At 41.9% G+C, this 19,579-nt stretch carries 21 protein-coding genes; 20 read left to right on the top strand and 1 reads right to left on the bottom strand.

The window, feature by feature from the left end; all coding sequences use genetic code 11:
• From qcrB to CD004_RS14365, 5 genes are all read left to right on the top strand, one after another.
• Positions 1-675, top strand: a complete 675-nt coding sequence (gene qcrB / locus CD004_RS14385; RefSeq protein ID WP_102263395.1) for a menaquinol-cytochrome c reductase cytochrome b subunit — start codon at positions 1-3, stop codon at positions 673-675.
• Between the two features lie 68 nt (positions 676-743).
• Positions 744-1,502 (top strand): menaquinol-cytochrome c reductase cytochrome b/c subunit, encoded by a 759-nt coding sequence (locus CD004_RS14380; protein ID WP_102263394.1) that lies wholly within the window; start codon positions 744-746, stop codon positions 1,500-1,502.
• A 240-nt stretch (positions 1,503-1,742) separates the two neighbouring features.
• The gene (lhaT, locus tag CD004_RS14375) at positions 1,743-2,339 is read left to right on the top strand and encodes a lipoprotein heptaprenylglyceryl N-acetyltransferase LhaT (protein ID WP_102265121.1); all 597 of its coding nucleotides are present in this window, start codon (positions 1,743-1,745) and stop codon (positions 2,337-2,339) included.
• 75 nt (positions 2,340-2,414) lie between these two features.
• On the top strand, positions 2,415-3,212 hold the full coding sequence (ypjB, locus tag CD004_RS14370) for a sporulation protein YpjB (protein WP_102263393.1): 798 nt from the start codon (positions 2,415-2,417) through the stop codon (positions 3,210-3,212).
• A 61-nt stretch (positions 3,213-3,273) separates the two neighbouring features.
• Complete coding sequence (locus tag CD004_RS14365; RefSeq protein ID WP_102263392.1) at positions 3,274-3,954, top strand: zinc metallopeptidase; 681 nt, start codon at positions 3,274-3,276, stop codon at positions 3,952-3,954.
• 29 nt (positions 3,955-3,983) lie between these two features.
• On the opposite strand, the gene CD004_RS14360 is transcribed toward CD004_RS14365, so the two are convergent.
• The gene (locus tag CD004_RS14360; RefSeq protein WP_102263391.1) at positions 3,984-4,856 is read right to left on the bottom strand and encodes a YitT family protein; all 873 of its coding nucleotides are present in this window, start codon (positions 4,854-4,856) and stop codon (positions 3,984-3,986) included.
• Positions 4,857-5,130: 274 nt separating this feature from the next.
• Here CD004_RS14360 and CD004_RS14355 point away from each other — a divergent pair, with 274 nt between their 5' ends.
• The 15 genes from CD004_RS14355 to CD004_RS14285 all read left to right on the top strand — a co-directional run bounded on the left by CD004_RS14355 (position 5,131) and on the right by CD004_RS14285 (position 19,441).
• Positions 5,131-5,463, top strand: coding sequence for a nucleotide pyrophosphohydrolase (locus tag CD004_RS14355; RefSeq protein WP_102263390.1), 333 nt, complete (start codon positions 5,131-5,133; stop codon positions 5,461-5,463).
• 14 nt (positions 5,464-5,477) lie between these two features.
• Entirely contained in the window at positions 5,478-6,278 is an 801-nt protein-coding gene (gene dapB, locus CD004_RS14350; protein ID WP_102263389.1) for a 4-hydroxy-tetrahydrodipicolinate reductase, read from the top strand.
• Between the two features lie 10 nt (positions 6,279-6,288).
• Positions 6,289-6,720 (top strand): methylglyoxal synthase, encoded by a 432-nt coding sequence (gene mgsA / locus CD004_RS14345; RefSeq protein ID WP_102263388.1) that lies wholly within the window; start codon positions 6,289-6,291, stop codon positions 6,718-6,720.
• A complete protein-coding gene (gene bshB1, locus CD004_RS14340; RefSeq protein ID WP_102265120.1) occupies positions 6,701-7,417 on the top strand; it encodes a bacillithiol biosynthesis deacetylase BshB1 in 717 nt (238 codons plus the stop codon). Before mgsA ends, bshB1 begins: the two co-directional genes overlap by 20 nt.
• Positions 7,414-8,553: an N-acetyl-alpha-D-glucosaminyl L-malate synthase BshA gene (gene bshA / locus CD004_RS14335; protein WP_102263387.1), complete on the top strand. Its 1,140-nt coding sequence runs from the start codon at positions 7,414-7,416 to the stop codon at positions 8,551-8,553. Before bshB1 ends, bshA begins: the two co-directional genes overlap by 4 nt.
• Entirely contained in the window at positions 8,550-9,758 is a 1,209-nt protein-coding gene (locus CD004_RS14330) for a CCA tRNA nucleotidyltransferase (protein ID WP_324781933.1), read from the top strand. The genes bshA and CD004_RS14330 overlap by 4 nt, the downstream gene beginning before the upstream one ends.
• Complete coding sequence (locus CD004_RS14325) at positions 9,719-10,714, top strand: biotin--[acetyl-CoA-carboxylase] ligase (protein WP_102263386.1); 996 nt, start codon at positions 9,719-9,721, stop codon at positions 10,712-10,714. The genes CD004_RS14330 and CD004_RS14325 overlap by 40 nt, the downstream gene beginning before the upstream one ends.
• 243 nt (positions 10,715-10,957) lie before the next feature.
• The gene (gene panB, locus CD004_RS14320; RefSeq protein ID WP_102263385.1) at positions 10,958-11,794 is read left to right on the top strand and encodes a 3-methyl-2-oxobutanoate hydroxymethyltransferase; all 837 of its coding nucleotides are present in this window, start codon (positions 10,958-10,960) and stop codon (positions 11,792-11,794) included.
• A complete protein-coding gene (gene panC, locus CD004_RS14315) occupies positions 11,791-12,639 on the top strand; it encodes a pantoate--beta-alanine ligase (RefSeq protein ID WP_102263384.1) in 849 nt (282 codons plus the stop codon). Before panB ends, panC begins: the two co-directional genes overlap by 4 nt.
• A gap of 23 nt (positions 12,640-12,662) precedes the next feature.
• Complete coding sequence (gene panD, locus CD004_RS14310) at positions 12,663-13,049, top strand: aspartate 1-decarboxylase (RefSeq protein WP_102263383.1); 387 nt, start codon at positions 12,663-12,665, stop codon at positions 13,047-13,049.
• 393 nt (positions 13,050-13,442) lie between these two features.
• Positions 13,443-16,238, top strand: coding sequence for an ATP-dependent DNA helicase DinG (dinG, locus tag CD004_RS14305; RefSeq protein WP_102263382.1), 2,796 nt, complete (start codon positions 13,443-13,445; stop codon positions 16,236-16,238).
• Positions 16,239-16,342: 104 nt separating this feature from the next.
• The gene (locus CD004_RS14300; protein ID WP_102263381.1) at positions 16,343-17,173 is read left to right on the top strand and encodes a ComEC/Rec2 family competence protein; all 831 of its coding nucleotides are present in this window, start codon (positions 16,343-16,345) and stop codon (positions 17,171-17,173) included.
• 259 nt (positions 17,174-17,432) lie between these two features.
• Positions 17,433-17,603 (top strand): YpmA family protein, encoded by a 171-nt coding sequence (locus CD004_RS14295; protein ID WP_102263380.1) that lies wholly within the window; start codon positions 17,433-17,435, stop codon positions 17,601-17,603.
• Between the two features lie 72 nt (positions 17,604-17,675).
• Positions 17,676-18,161, top strand: coding sequence for a cell wall elongation regulator TseB-like domain-containing protein (locus tag CD004_RS14290; protein ID WP_102263379.1), 486 nt, complete (start codon positions 17,676-17,678; stop codon positions 18,159-18,161).
• 98 nt (positions 18,162-18,259) lie between these two features.
• On the top strand, positions 18,260-19,441 hold the full coding sequence (locus CD004_RS14285; RefSeq protein ID WP_102265118.1) for a pyridoxal phosphate-dependent aminotransferase: 1,182 nt from the start codon (positions 18,260-18,262) through the stop codon (positions 19,439-19,441).
• The last annotated feature ends 138 nt before the right edge of the window (positions 19,442-19,579 follow it).

Below are 19,579 nucleotides of genomic sequence, written 5' to 3'. Positions count from 1 at the left end.
TTGTTAAACAAAATTTACGATTGGGTAGATGAGCGTTTAGATATTACGCCTTTGTGGCGCGATATCGCAGACCATGAGGTTCCTGAGCACGTTAACCCGGCGCACCACTTTTCTGCGTTCGTGTATTGCTTTGGCGGTCTGACGTTTTTCATCACTGTCATTCAGATTCTTTCCGGAATGTTCCTGACAATGTATTATGTGCCGGACATCAAGAATGCATGGGAATCTGTATATTATCTTCAAAACCAGGTAGCGTTTGGACAAATTGTCCGCGGTATGCATCACTGGGGAGCGAGTCTTGTCATCGTAATGATGTTCTTACATACGCTTCGCGTGTTCTTCCAGGGCGCTTATAAGAAACCTCGTGAATTGAACTGGGTTGTCGGAGTTTTAATTTTCTTCGTAATGTTGGCTCTTGGCTTGACAGGATACTTGCTTCCATGGGATATGAAAGCATTATTCGCAACTAAGGTTACATTGCAGATTGCAGAAGCTGTCCCATTGATTGGGCCATACATTAAAATATTGCTTTCTGGACATTCAACGATCGTTGGTGCTCAAACCTTGACACGTTTCTTCGCGATTCACGTTTTCTTCTTGCCTGCTGCACTATTAGGCTTAATGGGAGCGCACTTCCTGATGATTCGTAAGCAAGGTATTTCTGGTCCATTGTAAAATTCGAATGAAAAGATTGTGCGAATTGAGTTTCGCCCAATGATACGGAAAAAGGAGGGGATTGCTCGATGCATCGTGGTAAAGGTATGAAGTTCGTGGGTGACTCACGTGTCCCTGCAGAACGTAAGCCTAATATTCCGAAAGATTACTCGGAATACCCTGGCAAAACGGAAGCGTTTTGGCCTAACTTCCTGTTGAAGGAATGGATGGTTGGTGCGGTCTTCCTAATCGGATACTTGAGCTTGACAATAGCTCACCCATCTCCGCTTGAGAGGATTGCCGATCCTACTGATACAGCGTATATTCCATTGCCAGACTGGTATTTCTTATTCTTATATCAATTGCTTAAATATTCATATGCTTCCGGTCCATATACTGTAATCGGAGCATTGGTTATCCCGGGTCTTGCTTTTGGAGCGCTTATGCTGGCTCCATTTATTGACCGCGGTCCCGAACGCCGTCCATCAAAGCGACCGCTCGCAACTGGCTTTATGCTGTTGTCGATCGCTTCAGTCTTCTACCTCACTTGGGAATCTGTTGCCCACCATGACTGGGAAGCAGCCAAGAAACAAGGACAGATTGTGGATGTCGAAATCGACAAGAACTCAGATGGATATAAAATTGCACAGGCGCAAACCTGCACATCCTGCCATGGCGGCGAACTTGCCGGCGGTGCTGCAGCACCAAGTCTGTTAGATTCAAAAATGAGCGCCGAAGAAATTGCTGACGTTGCCAAGAACGGTAAAGGAAGCATGCCTGCGGTCTTCAAAGGAACCGACGAAGAACTTCAGACTCTTGCTGAATTCATCGACGGTCTTAGCGAGTAATATGTCAAAGAACCTGTAAGGAAACTTGCAGGTTCTTTTTTATGCACACGCTAGTCTTGAAACGTAAATATGCTAATGTGTTTTTGACAGATGACTACTCTTCAGGGAAGGGAATTGAAATCATTTTAGAAAATAACTTTTGAAAAACACCTTTGTAAAACCAGACAAGGAAAACTTGGCTTATTTTCTATAAACTGTAATAATAGTGATAGAAAACTTGGATTGGAGATCGTCAAAATGATTAAAAAAATATACCCTTTGCTAGGGAATAGATCTGTATTATGGCTGTTATTTTGGGTGAATGTATTGGGGACTGCTTACGGGTACTATTGGTATAAGTGGCAGCTTGTCGATACGCCGCCGAAATTTCTTCTTTTCGTTCCTGATAGCCCAACTGCGAGCTTATTCTTTGTGTTCGTTTTAGGTGCCTTCCTGATGGGGAAAAACTGGCCGCTTATGGAAGCATTGGCTATCGTTAGCCTGGTCAAGTATGGCCTTTGGGCGGTAGTGATGAATTTAATGGTATTCTTCGTTTCTGGTCAGCTTGATTGGATTGGGCTTATGCTGATGGCATCCCACTTTGCAATGGCAGTGGAAGGTGTCTTATATGCTCCATTTTATCGAATAAAACCATGGCATTTGATTGTAGCTGCAGTTGTACTTCTTCATAATGAAATCATTGATTATGTTTTTGGAATGATGCCAAGGTACCATACACTAGATTTGTTTATGGACCAGATCGGATACTTTACATTTTGGTTAAGTCTTTTCTCAATTGCCGTTGGGTATTACTTCGCTCTGCGGCCAGATCGATTCACACTTTCACTAAAAAGGTAAAGATAACCCCTGAATTTTGGTCTAACCTTGTCCACCTTCTCATACATTTTAATAGTATTTAGAGGGGGGACAGGAATGAGAGCAAAGTATCTTATATTTATTTCGGTGCTATTATTATTTATTGCGCCGTTTGCAGCATATGCAGAACCACAGTCGCCTGTTGAAGAACTGGACAATATATCAGACCAAGCACTGCAAATGGTGAAACTGCACCGTTATGATGATGCTAACAGATTGTTGAATCATTTTTCAGAAGAATTCTTGCTAGTAACAGGAGATGGACGGCCATTCACTATGGATGAATTGCGGATTATTACTGTGGCACATGATGAAGCAGTTGAGGCGGTAGCAAACGCTGATCTGGGACATGCTGAAAGGATGAACAGAGTTACAAAATTCAGGCTTGTCATTGACGCAATTGCTTCCACTCACCAGCCATTATGGACAGAGATGGAAGGGCCCATCATGAATGTTTTCAATGATATGAAGACTGCAGCATATGAGGGCGACAATGACCAATTTCATTCGAACCTTAATTCATTCCTTTCTTTGTACAATGTAATATATCCCAGCCTGAAGATTGACATCAATCCGGAAAGAATCCAGAAAGTTGATGCTAGAGTCAGCTTTATCGATCAGTACCGCCCTCAGGTACTGCAAGAGGCTTCCAGCCAGGAAGAACTTGAAGGGCTTGAATCGGATTTGCAAAACATCTTTGATGAAATGACGGAGGATGAAGCAGACCCATCTCTGTGGTGGGTAATGATTTCTACTGGAAGCATCATAATCCTTACATTGTCCTACGTAGGCTGGAGAAAATATAAAGGCGATCATGATAAAAAGAAAAATGTCCAAAAAGAACATAAAAATTGACACCTTATTCTAGTATTTATAAAATAGTGATAACATCATGAGATGTAAGGGGAGGTACTAGATGTCTATAATAATCTATTTTGCGCTGATTATTTTGATCCCGTTATGGGCTCAATTCAAAGTAAAAGGGGCATACAAGAAATATTCACAGGTGGCTTCTTCGTCCCATATGACGGGTGCAGAGGTGGCTCGTAAAATTCTTGATGATAACGGTTTATACAATGTTGGTGTCGAAGAAACGAGAGGTTATTTAAGTGACCACTACGACCCGCGTTCAAAGGTTGTACGTTTATCTTCAGATAACTTTTTTGGCCATTCAGTCGCAGCCGCTGCAATTGCTGCTCACGAAGTAGGCCATGCGATTCAGGATGCTGAGGACTATTCGTTCCTTAGATTCCGCCATGCGCTGGTTCCAGTGGCAAGCTTAGGTTCAAACTTTTCCTGGATCCTGATCCTAATTGGGATTTTTGCTCAATTAAGCGGATTGCTTTTACTAGGTATCCTTTTCATGGCCGCAGCTGTAGTATTCCAACTGGTAACTTTGCCGGTTGAATTCAATGCATCGAACCGTGCAATGGAACAGGTGGTTTCAGCTGGGATCATCAGGAATGATGAAGAAAGAGAAACGAAGAAAGTATTGAATGCCGCAGCTTTGACTTATGTAGCTGCAGCAGCTGTTGCAGTTCTTGAACTTGTTCGTTTAGTAATGATCTACACAGGCATGACTAGTAGTGAAGAATAAAAAAAATCCGGATGATTATCCGGATTTTTTTATCTTTCAAGAGGCAGTTTATTTTCATCGAGCGTAAATCCTTCGCCCAGTACATCGTGAACAACAGTGACCGATACAAATGCGTGTGGGTCTACTGAATTTATGACACTTTTCAATCGGACAATTTCATTCTTGGCGACCACGCAGTATAAAACATCTCTTTCTGATTTAGTATAAGAGCCTACAGCTTTCAGGCTGGTGACCCCGCGGTCCATTTCTTTCATGATTTTGGCTGCGATATCCTCGTTTTTCTCCGAAATGATCATAGCTCCTCTTGCAGCGTATGAACCTTCCTGCATAAAATCGATCACCCTGGCCCCTACAAATACGACCACCAGTGTATACATGGCTTCCCGATAATTCAAATATGTAATAAGCGAAAGGGTAATGACAGCAAAATCAAACATGAACATCGTACGCCCCATTGTCCACCCAACATACTTTTGCGCCAGCCTTGCGATGATGTCGACCCCACCTGTAGTTCCTCCGTATCGGAAGATGATTCCGAGACCAATACCGATGAACACTCCCGCAAAAAGGGCAGCTAAAAATAAGTCTTCATATAAGGGCATCTCGATTTGATGTTTTTGAAATATACCCAAAAAAATGGAGACTCCTACTGTACCTATGATTGTATAAATAAATACATTCCGGCCTAGCAGCTTCCAGCCTATGAAAAAAAGCGGCAAGTTCAATAATAAGTTAGTAATGGAAGGAGACCACCCAAATACGAAATATAGCAACAGGGTAATTCCGGTGAAACCACCTTCTGCGAGGTTATTCTGCATATTGAAATGAACAAGGCCGAATGAGAAAATAGCCGCACCAAGCAAAATGAAAAAGATGTTTTTGATTTTTAAGCCGTTAAGCACGATTAATTCCTCCTAATTAGTACGACTAAAATTACCTGATAAAGCGCTTATATTATATAAAATATAACCAACAAGGGCAATCTTTTACAGGAGGGGCATAAAGAGTCGCAATTTTCTATGTTCCACATCCTGTATCGTGATGAGGATATTAGGTTTAAAAAAGCTTTATTACTGATTGACTATAATTAGTTTGAAATAAAAATATTTGTCAAAGTACCTTCATTAAGCTAACATCGATATAGATATACATACATAAAAAGGTTGGGTGAGTTTCTTGAGTGGAAAGAAAACGATAAAAGAACTCCAGCAGGAAGTGGATACATATATAAGCCAATTTAAAGAAGGTTACTTCAGTCCGCTTGCATTGACTGCACGCATGACCGAGGAGCTCGGGGAGCTGGCTCGTGAGGTTAACCATTATTATGGAGAAAAGCCAAAGAAAAACGATGAAAAAGAAAAGACAATCGAAGAAGAGCTGGGAGATATGCTTTTTGTAATGATTTGTTTTGCCAATTCTTTAAATATAGACCTGGAAGAAGCACATAACATGGTCATGGAAAAGTTCAATACAAGGGACAAAGACCGATGGACGAGAAAAGACAGCTAAAGGAGACTAAGAAGATGGATAAAGTAAAGATCGTTATTGCAGGACCAAGAGGGAGAATGGGTAAAGAGGCTGTCGATCTGGTGCTCGGTACGGATACATATGAACTCGTGGGAGTTGTTGACAGGAAATATGAAGGAATGAAACTTGGTGAGCTCGAGGGCTTTCCAGCTAGTGATGCCTTAATTTATACAGATTTCGAAAAATGTCTTCAGGAAGTTGAGCCAGATGTACTTATTGACCTGACGACACCTGAAGTAGGGATGTTCCATACAAAGACGGCTTTGAAATATAAAGTTCGCCCAGTGGTAGGTACTACAGGGTTCAGTAAGGAAGACCTTGATGAACTTGAACAGCTGTGCGCTGAACAGGAAACAGGTTGTATCATCGCTCCAAACTTTGCAGTCGGAGCCGTTTTGATGATGAAATTCTCGCAAATGGCTGCCAGGTATTTCAATGATGTTGAGATCATTGAGCTGCATCACGACCAAAAGCTTGATGCGCCTTCGGGTACAGCAGTGAAAACGGCACAAATGATATCTGATGTACGTGAATCGAAAACACAGGGCCATCCTGACGAAAAGGAAACAATTCAAGGTGCGCGCGGTGCGGATTATGATGGTATGCACATACATTCAGTAAGGCTTCCTGGACTGATTGCCCACCAGCAGGTATTATTCGGTGCTGACGGACAAACATTGACGATCCGCCATGATTCATACAATCGAAGCTCGTTTATGTCTGGAGTCAAGCTTGCAGTGGATACAGTCATGAAAATGGATGCTTTTGTTTACGGATTAGAGAATATCATTGAATAGGGGAGAAACCATGAACATTGCCTTAATCGCACATGATAAAAAGAAAGATGATCTGGTGGGTTTCGCTGTCGCTTATAAGGAGATTTTTGAAGACCATACGTTATTCGCAACCGGGACAACAGGGTTGAGGATCATTGAAGCAACGGGTCTGGAAGTGACAAGGTTTCAATCCGGCCCTCTTGGCGGTGACCAGGAAATTGGCGCACGGATTGCCAACAATCTGATGGACGCAGTGTTCTTCTTTCGTGATCCACTGACTGCCCAGCCCCATGAACCAGATGTGACTGCCCTGGTCCGCTTATGTGATGTATATTCTGTCCCTCTGGCGACCAATATGGGAACAGCTGAGATTCTCGTAAAAGGGATTGAAAGAGGAGACCTTGATTGGCGAAATATAGTGAAAGAAGAAACTGGTGATGAAAATGGAAGCAATGAAGCTTGATATACTGGCGTTTGGTGCTCATGCTGATGACGTTGAAATCGGGATGGGCGGTACAATCGCAAAATATGCTGCTGAAGGAAAATCTATCGGGATTTGTGATTTGACCAAAGCAGAGATGTCTTCAAATGGAACGGTGGAGATCAGGAGCCGAGAAGCAAAAGAAGCAGCCGGCATTCTTGGAGTGAAAATGAGGGAAGCACTTGACTTGCCTGACAGAGGCTTATTTTTAAAGGAAGAATACATAAGGACAATTGTTAGAGTGATCAGGCGAAATACTCCGGACATAGTTTTTGCACCCTATTTTGATGACCGTCATCCTGACCATGGCAGCTGCGCACGCCTTGTTGAGGAGGCGGTCTTTTCCGCAGCAGTAAGGAAATATGATGAAGAGGACGGACTAAAGCCACACAGGGCAAAAGCTGTATATTTTTATATGATCAATGGATTCCATAAACCTGATTTTCTAGTTAATGTATCGGATTATATCCATTTGAAAATCAATGCACTAAATGCTTACGAAAGCCAATTCATGAAAGGGGCAGGCACTTTTGACACTCCGCTTGTGAACGGCTACATTGAAACAGTCGAAGCACGCGAGAAATTATTCGGCAAGGAAGCTGGTGTCGCATATGCCGAAGGCTTTATGTCCAAAAAACCATTGTTAATCCACAAGGATTTGTTAGGGGAAGGAAAATGAAGAAACTTAAAATAGGCATCACTTGCTACCCGACGGTAGGTGGTTCTGGTGTTGTCGCAACAGAACTCGGGAAGCTTCTGGCGGAAAAGGGGCATGAGATTCATTTTATTTCCTCGAGCCTTCCCTTTCGCCTGAAAAAAATGTACAGAAATATTTATTCGCATGAGGTAGAGGTTAATCAATACTCTGTCTTTCAATATCCTCCATATGATATTGCTTTGGCCAGCAAGATTGCAGAGGTCGCAGTTTTGGAAAATTTAGATGTACTTCATGTCCATTATGCCATTCCTCATGCTGTCTGTGCTATACTCGCCCGCCAGATGAGCGGCCGTGATTTGAAGATTGTCACGACGCTTCATGGCACGGATATTACTGTACTTGGATATGATCCATCTCTCACAGATGCCATACGGTTCGGCATTGAAAAATCTGATTACGTTACAGCTGTGTCCAATTCGCTTATCCAGCAGACTTATGATTTGATCAAACCGGACAAAGAAATTGGCTGTGTGTACAATTTTATAGACACTCGAGTCAACAAACGAGTCGATTCCTCAGATCTCAGAAAGGAATTTGGAATCCTTCCTGAAGAGAAAGTGGTCATCCATGTGTCCAACTTCCGGCCTGTTAAAAGAGTTCCGGATGTGATCAAAGCATTTGCAGGCATCGCAGAAAAAATGCCGGCCAAGCTTTTGCTTGTTGGTGATGGACCTGAAATGAAGATTGTATGCAACCTTGCAAGTGAATTGGGGATTAGCGACAAAGTACTGCTGCTTGGGAAACAGGAGAGGGTAGAGGAGTTATACTCATTGAGTGATTTGATGCTTCTTCTCTCAGAAAAGGAAAGCTTCGGCTTGGTAGCTTTAGAAGCGATGGCTTGCGGTGTGCCATGTATCGGTACGGATGTAGGAGGGATTCCGGAAGTGATTGTGGACGGAGAGACAGGTTACATATGCGAATTAGGAAATATTGAAGAAATAACGGAAAAAGCTGTTAGTATACTCTCAAACCCTGAAATTCACAAGCGTTTTGCTGATAAATCGGTAGAAAGGGCAGAGAAAAGCTTTAGCGCTGAACAAATCGTATCTGAATACGAAAGCATCTACTATAATATGGTTGAGCAGGATCGACTATGATAGGTCAGCCATTCATACAGGCAGTGCCTGTCCTTAAGTTAATAGAGAATGCTGGGTATGAAGCGTATTTTGTCGGAGGGTCTGTCAGGGATCATATCCTCGGTCGCGAAATATCCGATGTTGATATCGCAACGTCAGCTTTACCTGAAGAGTTAAAACGAATTTTTCCTAAAACTAATGATGTGGGAATCGAACATGGAACAATTCTCGTCCATTATAAAGGCGAGCATTATGAAATAACGACGTTTCGTTCGGAAGAAAATTACACAGATTTCCGCAGGCCAGATAAGGTTTCTTTCATTCGGTCATTAAATGAGGATCTACAGCGGCGTGACTTCACGATGAATGCAATGGCTATGGACAAAGAGGGAAACATTATCGATCCTTTTGCGGGCAAAGAAGCGATAAACAAAAAAGAAATTGTGACAGTAGGCAATCCAGATGAACGTTTCGGTGAAGATGCATTGAGGATGCTTAGGGCAGTTAGATTCCAGTCACAATTATCTTTTTCGATTGGAAAGCAGACTTTAGAATCACTTACGAATCACTGTCACCTTCTGGAGAACATAGCGGTAGAACGCAAAACTGTTGAATTCGAAAAATTGCTTAAGGGGCCAGGCAGGAGAGAAGCAGTCCAATTGCTGGGGAATAGTGGCATGATTCAATATTTGCCAGGATTGAAGGGTCATAGTGATGAAGTAATCCGCTTTTCAAGTCATCTAAAAGAGGATTTCCAACTGGCGGAATCATGGGTCCTGCTGGTGTTTGAATTAGGTTTGAAAGACAAAGAAATTGAAGTTTTTCTTAGAGATTGGAAGCTTCCAGTCCAAAGAATTAAACGAATTAAACAAATTCATGCGTTGGTATTGCACCGCCTTGAAAATGAATGGAATCCGGTATTGGTTTATAACGCAGGATTGGAAGATGCAATTAGCGCTGAAGTAGTGTTTGCGTCCCTGCAAGATATTGTTGGCAGCACCGAAAAAATCAGGGAATTGCATGAGAGGCTTCCGATCAAGCATCGAAATGAATTGAGCGTAACTGGGAATGATGTTATGGGCTGGCTGGATAAACAGCCTGGTCCCTGGCTGCGCGAGTTTCTTGAGGAAATCGAACGTTCTGTAATCTATGGCGTCGTACCAAATGAGAAGGAGAAAATAAAGGAATGGCTGAACGCGTCCAATCTGAGATCAGAAAAAAATTGATCGATGCTTTTACAAAAAATGAAACTGAATATCTATCAGGCCAACATCTGGCTGACATTGCGGGCTGCACACGAACGGCGGTATGGAAGCATATCGAGGAGCTTCGCAAGGAAGGTTTTGAATTTGAGGCGGTCAGAAGAAAAGGATACAAAATTATCTCAATCCCTGACAATATGTCTGCAGATAAAATAACCCTTGGTTTAAACACTGAATTTCTTGGCAGGAATCTGCACTATCATGACAGTGTGGAATCCACTCAAAAAATTGCATATAAACTGGCTTATGATAATGCAGATGAGGGAACTGTGGTGATTGCCGAAGAGCAAACTGCGGGAAGAGGAAGGATGGACCGTAAATGGCATTCTCCCAAATATACAGGAATATGGATGAGCATCATCCTAAGGCCGAAAATTCCTATCCCGAAGGCTCCGCAGCTGACATTGATCACTGCAGTCGGCGTTGTGCAGGCCATAGAGGAAGTAACAGGCTTATTGCCTGAAATTAAATGGCCGAATGATATTCTCATCAACGGCAAGAAAATTACCGGAATCCTTACCGAGCTCCAGGCTGAATCAGATCGGATTAATTCAATCATTATTGGAATCGGCATCAATGTCAATTCAGGAATGGAAGATTTCCCTGAAGATATCCGAACAATCGCTTCGTCGCTCGCCATTGAATCTGAAAAAATCATAGACAGAGAAAAGTTGATCAGGTCGATACTTGAGAAATTAGAAAAATTGTATTTACTTTATCTCGAAAAAGGCTTTTTTCCGATAAAGCTGATGTGGGAAAGCTACGCTATAAGTATTGGTAAACAGATCACTGCAAGGACCCTAACCGGGGAGATCAAGGGGAAAGCCACCGGGATTACTGAAGACGGAGTTCTATTGATTGAGGATTCAGCAGGGGAAATTCATAACATATACTCCGCAGATATCCAGATAGAAGGTTAATTCAGTAATGTAGCCAAAAAAGCGGTCATTTGCTATAATCAATCTGGGCGGTATCGAGAGAACTGCACCTTGTTGATTTATTTTATAAAAAAATAGTTCTGCCTGGATCCGGTAGCGGACTGGGACAGAGGGATGAAACAAGTACAGGCTTCAAAGGGTCCTTCTGGCATAGATGGGCCCTTTTTTAGTGTCTGGCATTGATGGATTGTTTTATCTCCTCTTCAAAAAAAGGGAGGAATGGTAATGAAACAAACAACTGATTTCTTGAAAATGAAGCAAACAGGCAACAAGATCGTCATGGTGACAGCCTATGATTATCCTTCAGCCAAGCATGCAGAACAGGCTGAAGCTGATCTGATCCTCGTAGGTGATTCACTTGGAATGGTCGTGCTCGGCTATGACTCGACTATACCGGTGACAATGGAGGACATGATCCACCATTCGAAAGCTGTCAGGCGAGGAGCAGGCAATACATTCATTGTTGTCGATTTGCCATTTATGAGTTATCATCTGTCGATTAAAGACACTCTTATAAACAGTGCAAAAATTATGCAGGAAACAGGGGCAAACGCTGTGAAACTAGAAGGTGCTGATGAGGTCATTGACCATATAAACGCACTGACGAAGGCAGGAGTTCCCGTAGTAGCGCATCTTGGTCTCACTCCGCAGTCTGTCGGGGTACTCGGTGGATATAAAGTCCAGGGGAAAAGCGCTGATGCTGCAAAAAAACTGATTGATGACGCAAGAAAATGCGAAGAGGCAGGTGCCTTTGCTGTTGTACTGGAATGCGTCCCTAAACAGCTTGCTGAACAGGTTAGCCAGGCTCTCACAATCCCGACGATAGGTATCGGAGCTGGAGCGGAGGTTGACGGACAGGTACTTGTATACCATGATATAATCACCTATGGTGTGGACAGGGTGCCGAAATTCGTGAAACAATATACGAATGTAAATGAACTGATCTCTTCTGGGCTCAATGCCTATGTATCAGAAGTAAGACATAAGGCTTTCCCAGAAGATAAACATAGCTTTACCATGAAGGAAGAAGAATTGAAGGCATTGTACGGGGGAAAAGAATGAGAATCATTAGAACCATCACCGAGATGCAGAAACAGATGCAACAATTGAAATCTGAAGGTAAATCCATTGGTTATGTACCAACCATGGGTTTCCTGCATGAAGGCCATATATCATTGATGAATAGGGCGCGTCTGGAAAATGACGCTGTTGTCCTGAGTATTTTCGTGAACCCACTTCAATTCGGCCCTGCGGAGGATCTGGATGCCTATCCACGTGATTTTGAACGCGACCATGAGATTGCGGAGAATCAAGGAGTAGATTATATCTTCTATCCTTCTGTTGAAGAAATGTATCCAGATAATGCTTCGGTAAAAGTATCTGTTGTTGACCGGACAAATGTCCTTTGCGGCAAATCAAGGCCTGGGCATTTTGACGGAGTAGCGACTGTCTTGATCAAGCTGTTTAATATCATCCTGCCAACGAGGGCATATTTTGGCCTCAAGGATGCTCAGCAGGTCGCAGTGGTCGATGGCCTGATCAGGGATTTCAATTTTCCAATAGAATTGATTCCGGTTGAAACAGTACGTGAAGAAGATGGGTTAGCAAAAAGTTCGAGAAATGTCTATTTAAGTGACGATGAAAGACAACAGGCAGTCGAACTTAGCAAAAGCCTTGAAATGGCTAGACTCGCCATTGAGAGAGGCGAAAGAAGCCCTGATGAGGTTGTTGGAATGATGAGGCATCATATTAAAGAGAATACGACAGGTACAGTAGATTATGTTGAAATCTATTCCTATCCTGAGCTTGGTGAAATGGAGACATTGAAGGGAAAAGTCCTCATTGCACTGGCTGTGAAGTTCTCAAAAGCAAGACTCATTGACAATACCATTTTAGAAGTAGAATAACTTTAATAGGGGGATTATATTCCATGTTTCGCACCATGATGAATGCTAAAATACATCGAGCAAGAGTAACTGAAGCCAATTTGAACTATGTCGGCAGCATCACGATCGACACTGATATTCTGGACGCAGTCGGAATGGTTGCTAATGAAAAGGTTCAGATTGTAAATAATAATAATGGCGCTCGCTTTGAAACATACATTATTCCAGGTGAAAGAGGGAGCGGAGTAGTGTGCCTGAACGGTGCAGCAGCCCGTCTAGTGCATGAAGGCGATGTTGTAATCATCATTTCCTATGCGCTTGTTCCGGAAGAGAAGGTTCCGTCCCATCAGCCAAAAGTAGCGTTGATGGATGAGAATAACCGTATAGTAGAAATGCTGCATGCTGAACCTGAAAAAACCGTATTCCTATAAACAAGAAAACTCCCGTACTATCGGGAGTTTTTTCATACCGTTACTTTGTAAACTCTTTTCCATGTGCTTAAAGGGCATGGATGAGGGTTATTGGAAATCATCTAAGGAAGAATTACATACTGCGGAATGACCGGATTTTTTGCCTGGTAAGGTTGAAAAGTATAATCCAATTGCATTTGTTTTGGTCATAATAGGACTACACTGATAGATAGGGACTTTGAAAGTGGATGCATCATGTTCCATTGAAGGCAATTGGCACATGAAATGTATGTCTAGATGAAAAAAGTGTCCCACTGATGCTGTTGGAATATCGTTAAGACACTGTCCCGCTTTCACTTTCACATTTTTTATGATACGTTTTTGTTTGACTGAATGTTAGAGGTGTATTGAAGAATGAGCCAAAAATTTGTGGTTGTAGATTTAGAAACAACGGGCAATTCCCCTAAAAAGGGTGACCGTATTATACAATTTGGAGCAGTGATCATTGAGGATGGGAAGATTACTGGCCGGTTTTCCTCGCTTGTCAATCCATTGCAGGAGATTCCTGCATTCATTGAAGAGTTGACAGGAATTTCTGATTCAATGGTAAAGGATGCTCCATTATTTGATGAAATCGCTCCGCAGGTTTCTGATATGCTTGAAGATGCTTATTTTGTGGCTCATAATGTCTTATTTGATCTTTCCTTTTTACAAGAAGAATTATTAAATTCAGGTCAGGAAGGATTTTATGGTCCTGTTATAGATACTGTGGAAATGGCAAGAATCCTTTATCCGACTGCTGACAGTTATAAATTGACTGATTTGGCCGCAAGAGAGGGGTTGCATCATGACCGCCCTCACCAGGCTGATAGTGATGCACAAGTGACGGCAGAGTTGCTCCTGATAATGCTTGAGGATATAAAAGCATTGCCTATGGTCACAGTCAATGAACTGGCAAAGCTTTCAGAGGGGCTTAAGAGTGACCTTCACTTAATTTTTGATGATGTTTTGAGTTTAAAGGAGAGCAGACTGGAAACCTTACCTGAACATATTGAGGTTTACCGTGGGATTGCCTTGAAAAAGAGAGCGGTAATCTGCAAGCATAACCAAAGTGCTATTGCGTATCCAGAATCAATGGAGGAAAAAATGTCTTTACTCCAAAAGGCATTTTCTGGCTATGAGATCAGGCATGGACAATTTGAGATGATGGACTGCGTTCGTGAAGCATTCTCAAAGAATGGCCATGTTTTGATTGAAGCGGGAACGGGTGTAGGAAAGTCCCTTGGTTATTTGATACCAGCAGCAATTTTTTCATTGGAGAGTAATAATCCTGTTGTAATCAGTACCTACACAACACAGCTTCAGGAACAGCTGTTATTCAATGACATTCCCAAACTGGGGCAGGTATTGGGATCAACCATAAATGCATCGTTGATTAAAGGAAGGAACAACTATATCAGTATGGCCCGGTTTGAGCACTCTCTGAGGGAAGTAGAGGAGAATTACGATACAGCCCTTACTAAAATGCAGATACTTGTTTGGCTTACGCAAACAGAAACTGGAGACTTTGATGAACTCAATTTGTCTAGCGGGGGCATGCTCTTCTGGAGTAAAGTGAAAAATGAACGCGCGCTTTTCCTTAAAACGAAGCACTGGGAGGATTATGACTTTTACCAAAGGGCAATCGAAAAAGCGCATAATGCGGATATTTTGATCACTAACCATTCAATGCTGCTTGCCGATCTTGTTTCAGAAAAGGGACCGCTGCCGGATTATGACTATGCAGTACTTGATGAAGGTCATCAATTCGAAAAGGCGGCAGGAAAGTATTTTGGCAAGTCACTGGATTATCTGGCTGTCAGGCTAGTACTTAATCAGCTTGGTTTATATGACCAAAACCAGCTGTTCTATAAGTTGGAGACATTGCTTAACAATAATAACGGAGATCTTGGAAGCAGCAGGCTTCATACGTTTGAAATCAATCAGTTGATATCTGACTTGGTATATGAAACAGAAGAACTTTTCAAGCTTGCAGGAACTTATGCAAGAAAAGCGTTGAAGAATAAATCTTATGGAAACAAATTGAATGCAAGCATGGTGTCGGACAGGGATAACCGGATTTGGAATGCATTGAAAACAACCGCAGAAAGATTTTATTTCCACTTAAAGGATTTAATCACCGCTCTGGAAGGAAGACTGGATGAGGCGGGAAAAAGCCCGCATCGCTATACAGGCGTGCAGCAATCAATCCTTGAAGAGGTTGTTTCGGTTACAGAAGATTTAGAAAAAATCCGTATTACAGCTAGAACCCTTTTTATGGACGAAAGCGGTTATGTGCGATGGATTGAGGCAGATATGAGGGCATTGCAAAATTCAACGACAATTTTTTCACGTCCTGTTTATGTATCTGATTATTTGGCAGAACAATTTTTTGCGAAAAAAAGAAGCGTAGTTGTTACATCAGCAACCCTCTCTGTTAATAATTCCTTCACCTTTATCAAAAAGGAATTGGGACTGCGAAATACGCTGATGGAAAAGCAAATTCCATCTCCATTTTCCTATGTGTCTCAGGTCAAGCTCATTGTGCCTGATGACTTGCCGGATATTAAGTCTGTATCTAATGATGACTATGTGGCAGCCATTACGGAACATATCATCTCAATTGCAGAAGCAACTAAAGGCCGGATGCTGATTTTGTTCACATCTCATGAGATGCTGAAAAAGGCGTATGAACTAATAAAGGAGAGCGGCCTCCTTGAAGAGTTTATTTTGATTGCCCAGGGGATTACTGCAGGCAGCAGGACAAGACTGACCAGGAACTTCAAACGGTTCGATAAAGCGATTTTATTCGGGACCAGCAGTTTCTGGGAGGGTGTTGATATTCCGGGTGAGGATCTATCCTGCTTGATAATCGTGAGGCTTCCATTTACACCACCAGATGAACCAATAACAGCTGCAAAGTGTGCTTTGATCAAGGAAAACGGTGGCAGCCCTTTCTCTGAATTGTCCCTCCCAGAAGCCGTCCTGAGATTTAAACAAGGGTTTGGAAGACTAATCCGTACATCAAACGATAGAGGACTGATTCTAATCTTTGATCGAAGGCTTGTTACCACATCATACGGAAGTGCCTTTTTACAATCGGTACCTGACGTTCCAGTGGAAAAAGGATCTATAACAGAAATTGTCGATATGATTCATGATTGGCTGTAGTACTTGTTGCGCGCAAGACCAACATGAACTGCTTTTTTTAAAAGCCTTTTATAATTTCAGCTAAATGACGCACTCTAAAGCTAGAAGTAATTGGAGGAGTGTACATGAAGCTGTTATTAGCAATCCTGGCATTTATGAATTGGTATTATTTCCCGTATGAATCTCCTTCTGCTCCAGTAGAGGTTGAAGGGGTGGATGTCAATCTAAAAAGAAACGAATTGGCTTTTACATTCTTAGCAATAAGCGATGGAGAAGCCGCACTGATTCAGCATGCTAATGGCGAGAATATACTAGTGAATACTGGTGGCACTGGCACATTCAAAGAGCTTGAACGGCTGCTTGCTCTTTTTCATGTAAATGATTTATCGACGATTATTTTGACTGCGAATGCTAGGCAGGACAACCTCGATCAAATAATCCAGAAATATAATGTCCGGAGAATTTTTACAGGGAAAGCTGGTAATCAGGCTCTTGCAGAAGCTTCAATCCCGACTGAAGTGAAGGTCCAAAGCTGGAAGCAGGGAGATTTGTTAAAGCTAATGCCAGGGTTGACTGCTGAAGTCATTTTTGATGGCAGTGAAGAAAAAGAGGGCACAGATATTTCTTTTCAATTTTTTCATCATCAAATTTTTTATGTTAGTTCAGCTAGTCATGCTTCTGAGCAAGCATTTCTTGCAGAACCATTGAAGAATGTCAATATTGTCAAATTACCGTTTTTTGCTGCAAAAGGCTCTTTTTCAGATCTGTTGATTGAGCATCTCGATCCTCAGCTCGCAGTCATCTTCAAATCTAATTCGATTAAACCTGATCCGGATTTAGTGGAGATGCTGCATGAAGCCTGGATTGATGTTTATTTCACAAAGCAGCATGGTACTGTTACAATTAAGCTTACCGATTCAACCTATGATGTCATCACGATTTTGAGTGAAGAGTGATTGTTCTTTTAATTTAGAATGGATGCATACTGTTATAGCCTAAATGTACAAAAACAGGGTAAATAAAAACTGCGCAATTTTTGCGCAGCCATTTTTGGATGTGTGGACTAGAAAAGTATTTTGAAGTGTTCTGTGTAGCAGTAATACTCTTACCAGTGGGGACCATCTCCTGTTATAATGAGTGGTGTTAATTGTATTGTTGCCAGCTTAACGTTCATATATAAATGACAAAAATTGTGTGAAGGGAGAGGAAGCGGGCATGGAAAGCAAAATTGAAGTAGTTTCGACTGTAAAGGTACAGAACAGTCCTGATTTGTATAAAATTGTAGATGCACTAAACAGGACTTTAAAGCGCGATGACCTCATGTTCGGTCTTGCATTGGATCAGGATGATCAAGAAAAAGCAATTTTTACTATTTATCGCACTTGATTAATTGAGCTGCTGTCCTGATTAATATTTGTAAGAGCAATGATTTAAGCATACATAAAGAAGGGGATACATGTGAAGAAATGGATATTTTTCAGTATCCTCATTGTTGTTACAATTGTGGGGATTCTGATAAATGTATACTTAAACGCGGTTGAGCCAGTGAAAGCAGCAGAAAAAGAGGCTGTCCAAATTGCGTCAGAAGAAACTAACCTTTCAGATTTTACAAACTTCAGTTTGTATAGTGGGGAAGAGACTTATTATGTGATGACGGGAAAAAATGCCAAACAGGAAGATGTTTATGTTTGGATCAATGAAAAAAACAGTGAAGTTATCACACGAAATGCTAAAAATGGTATCACGAAAAAAGAAGCTTTAAATAAACTATATCAGGAAAAAAATCCGAATGAAATTATTGAAGTAAGGCTCGGTATGGCAAGAATCCAAAAGACGGACAGGCCGGCATGGGAAATATTTTACCGAAACAACAACGACACAATAAATTATTATTATGTGGATTTTGATACAGGTGAAAAACTGAGGGCCATTGATAATTTGTGATTCCCATTTAGCAAATTTTTGATTCAAGAAGAGATGTTGGACAATAAAATATTATTAAATAATAGCCGTATGCAAAAATAGGAGGTAAAGGGATGGAGATCCAATTAGCCAGCAGAGTGGGAGCACTCACTCCTTCAACAACTTTGGCAATTACCGCAAAAGCAAAAGAATTGAAAGCGCAAGGGAAAGACGTGATAGGACTAGGAGCAGGAGAACCTGACTTCAATACACCACAGCATATTATTGATGCTGCTGCTAAGTCCATGAATGAAGGTTTCACTAAGTACACACCATCTGGCGGTCTGCCGGAGTTGAAAAAGGAAATCGCAGCGAAGTTAAAAAGTGATCAAGGTCTTGAATATCAGTTGAATGAAATCATCGTAACAAGCGGAGCTAAGCATGGCTTGTACACCTTATTCCAAGTACTTCTCGATGAAGGGGACGAAGTGATCATCCCAATTCCCTATTGGGTTAGCTATCCTGAGCAGGTAAAGCTTGCAGGAGGAAATCCTGTCTACGTGGAAGGACTTGAACAGAACAACTTTAAAATCACTCCTGAACAATTAAAGGAAAAGGTGACCGACAAGACAAAGGCGGTCATCATCAATTCCCCAAGCAATCCTACCGGAATGGTATATTCCAGAGAGGAATTGAAGGCTCTTGGTGATGTATGTGTTGGGAGTGGAATCCTGATCATATCTGATGAGATTTATGAAAAATTAATTTATGGAAATGCAGAGCATATCTCAATTGCTGAACTTTCTGAAGAGCTTAAAAAGCAGACGATCATCATCAACGGCGTTTCCAAGTCCCATTCAATGACAGGCTGGAGAATCGGATATGCAGCAGGGAACAGTAAAATCATCAAGGCAATGACTGACCTGGCAAGCCACAGCACGTCAAACCCTACGACTCCTGCCCAGTATGCGACGATTGAAGCTTACGCAGGGTCCCAGGATGCGGTAGAAACAATGCGTTCTGCTTTTGAGGATAGACTTGAAATCATCCATGGCAAGCTGAATGAAGTACCGGGAATCAGCTGTATTAAACCTCAGGGAGCATTTTACCTGTTCCCAAATGCACAAGAAGCGGCTCTTATGACGGGTTGCAAGGATGTGGATGAGTTTGCAGAAGTATTGCTGACAGAAGCGAATGTAGCGGTAGTTCCTGGCTCGGGATTTGGGGCTCCAGACTATATGCGACTGTCATACGCTACATCTCTTGACCAGTTAGAGGAAGCGATCAGCAGAATTCATCAATTTGTTGAAAGCAAGTCGTAAATCATTAGACGGAGAATCAATGCCGATTCTCCGTTTTCCAAGTTTGAGATCTATGAAATTACTCAGAAATTACACACAGAAGGATAAGGTCCGTTTTAATTGCGGGCCTTGTTGTATTTTAGGGAATCGTGTTTTATT

This window comes from Mesobacillus jeotgali (assembly GCF_002874535.1).
Classification (GTDB): domain Bacteria; phylum Bacillota; class Bacilli; order Bacillales; family Cytobacillaceae; genus Mesobacillus; species Mesobacillus jeotgali.
The sequence above is the reverse complement of the archived record's forward strand: the minus strand, read 5'-3'. Positions and strand labels throughout refer to the sequence as shown.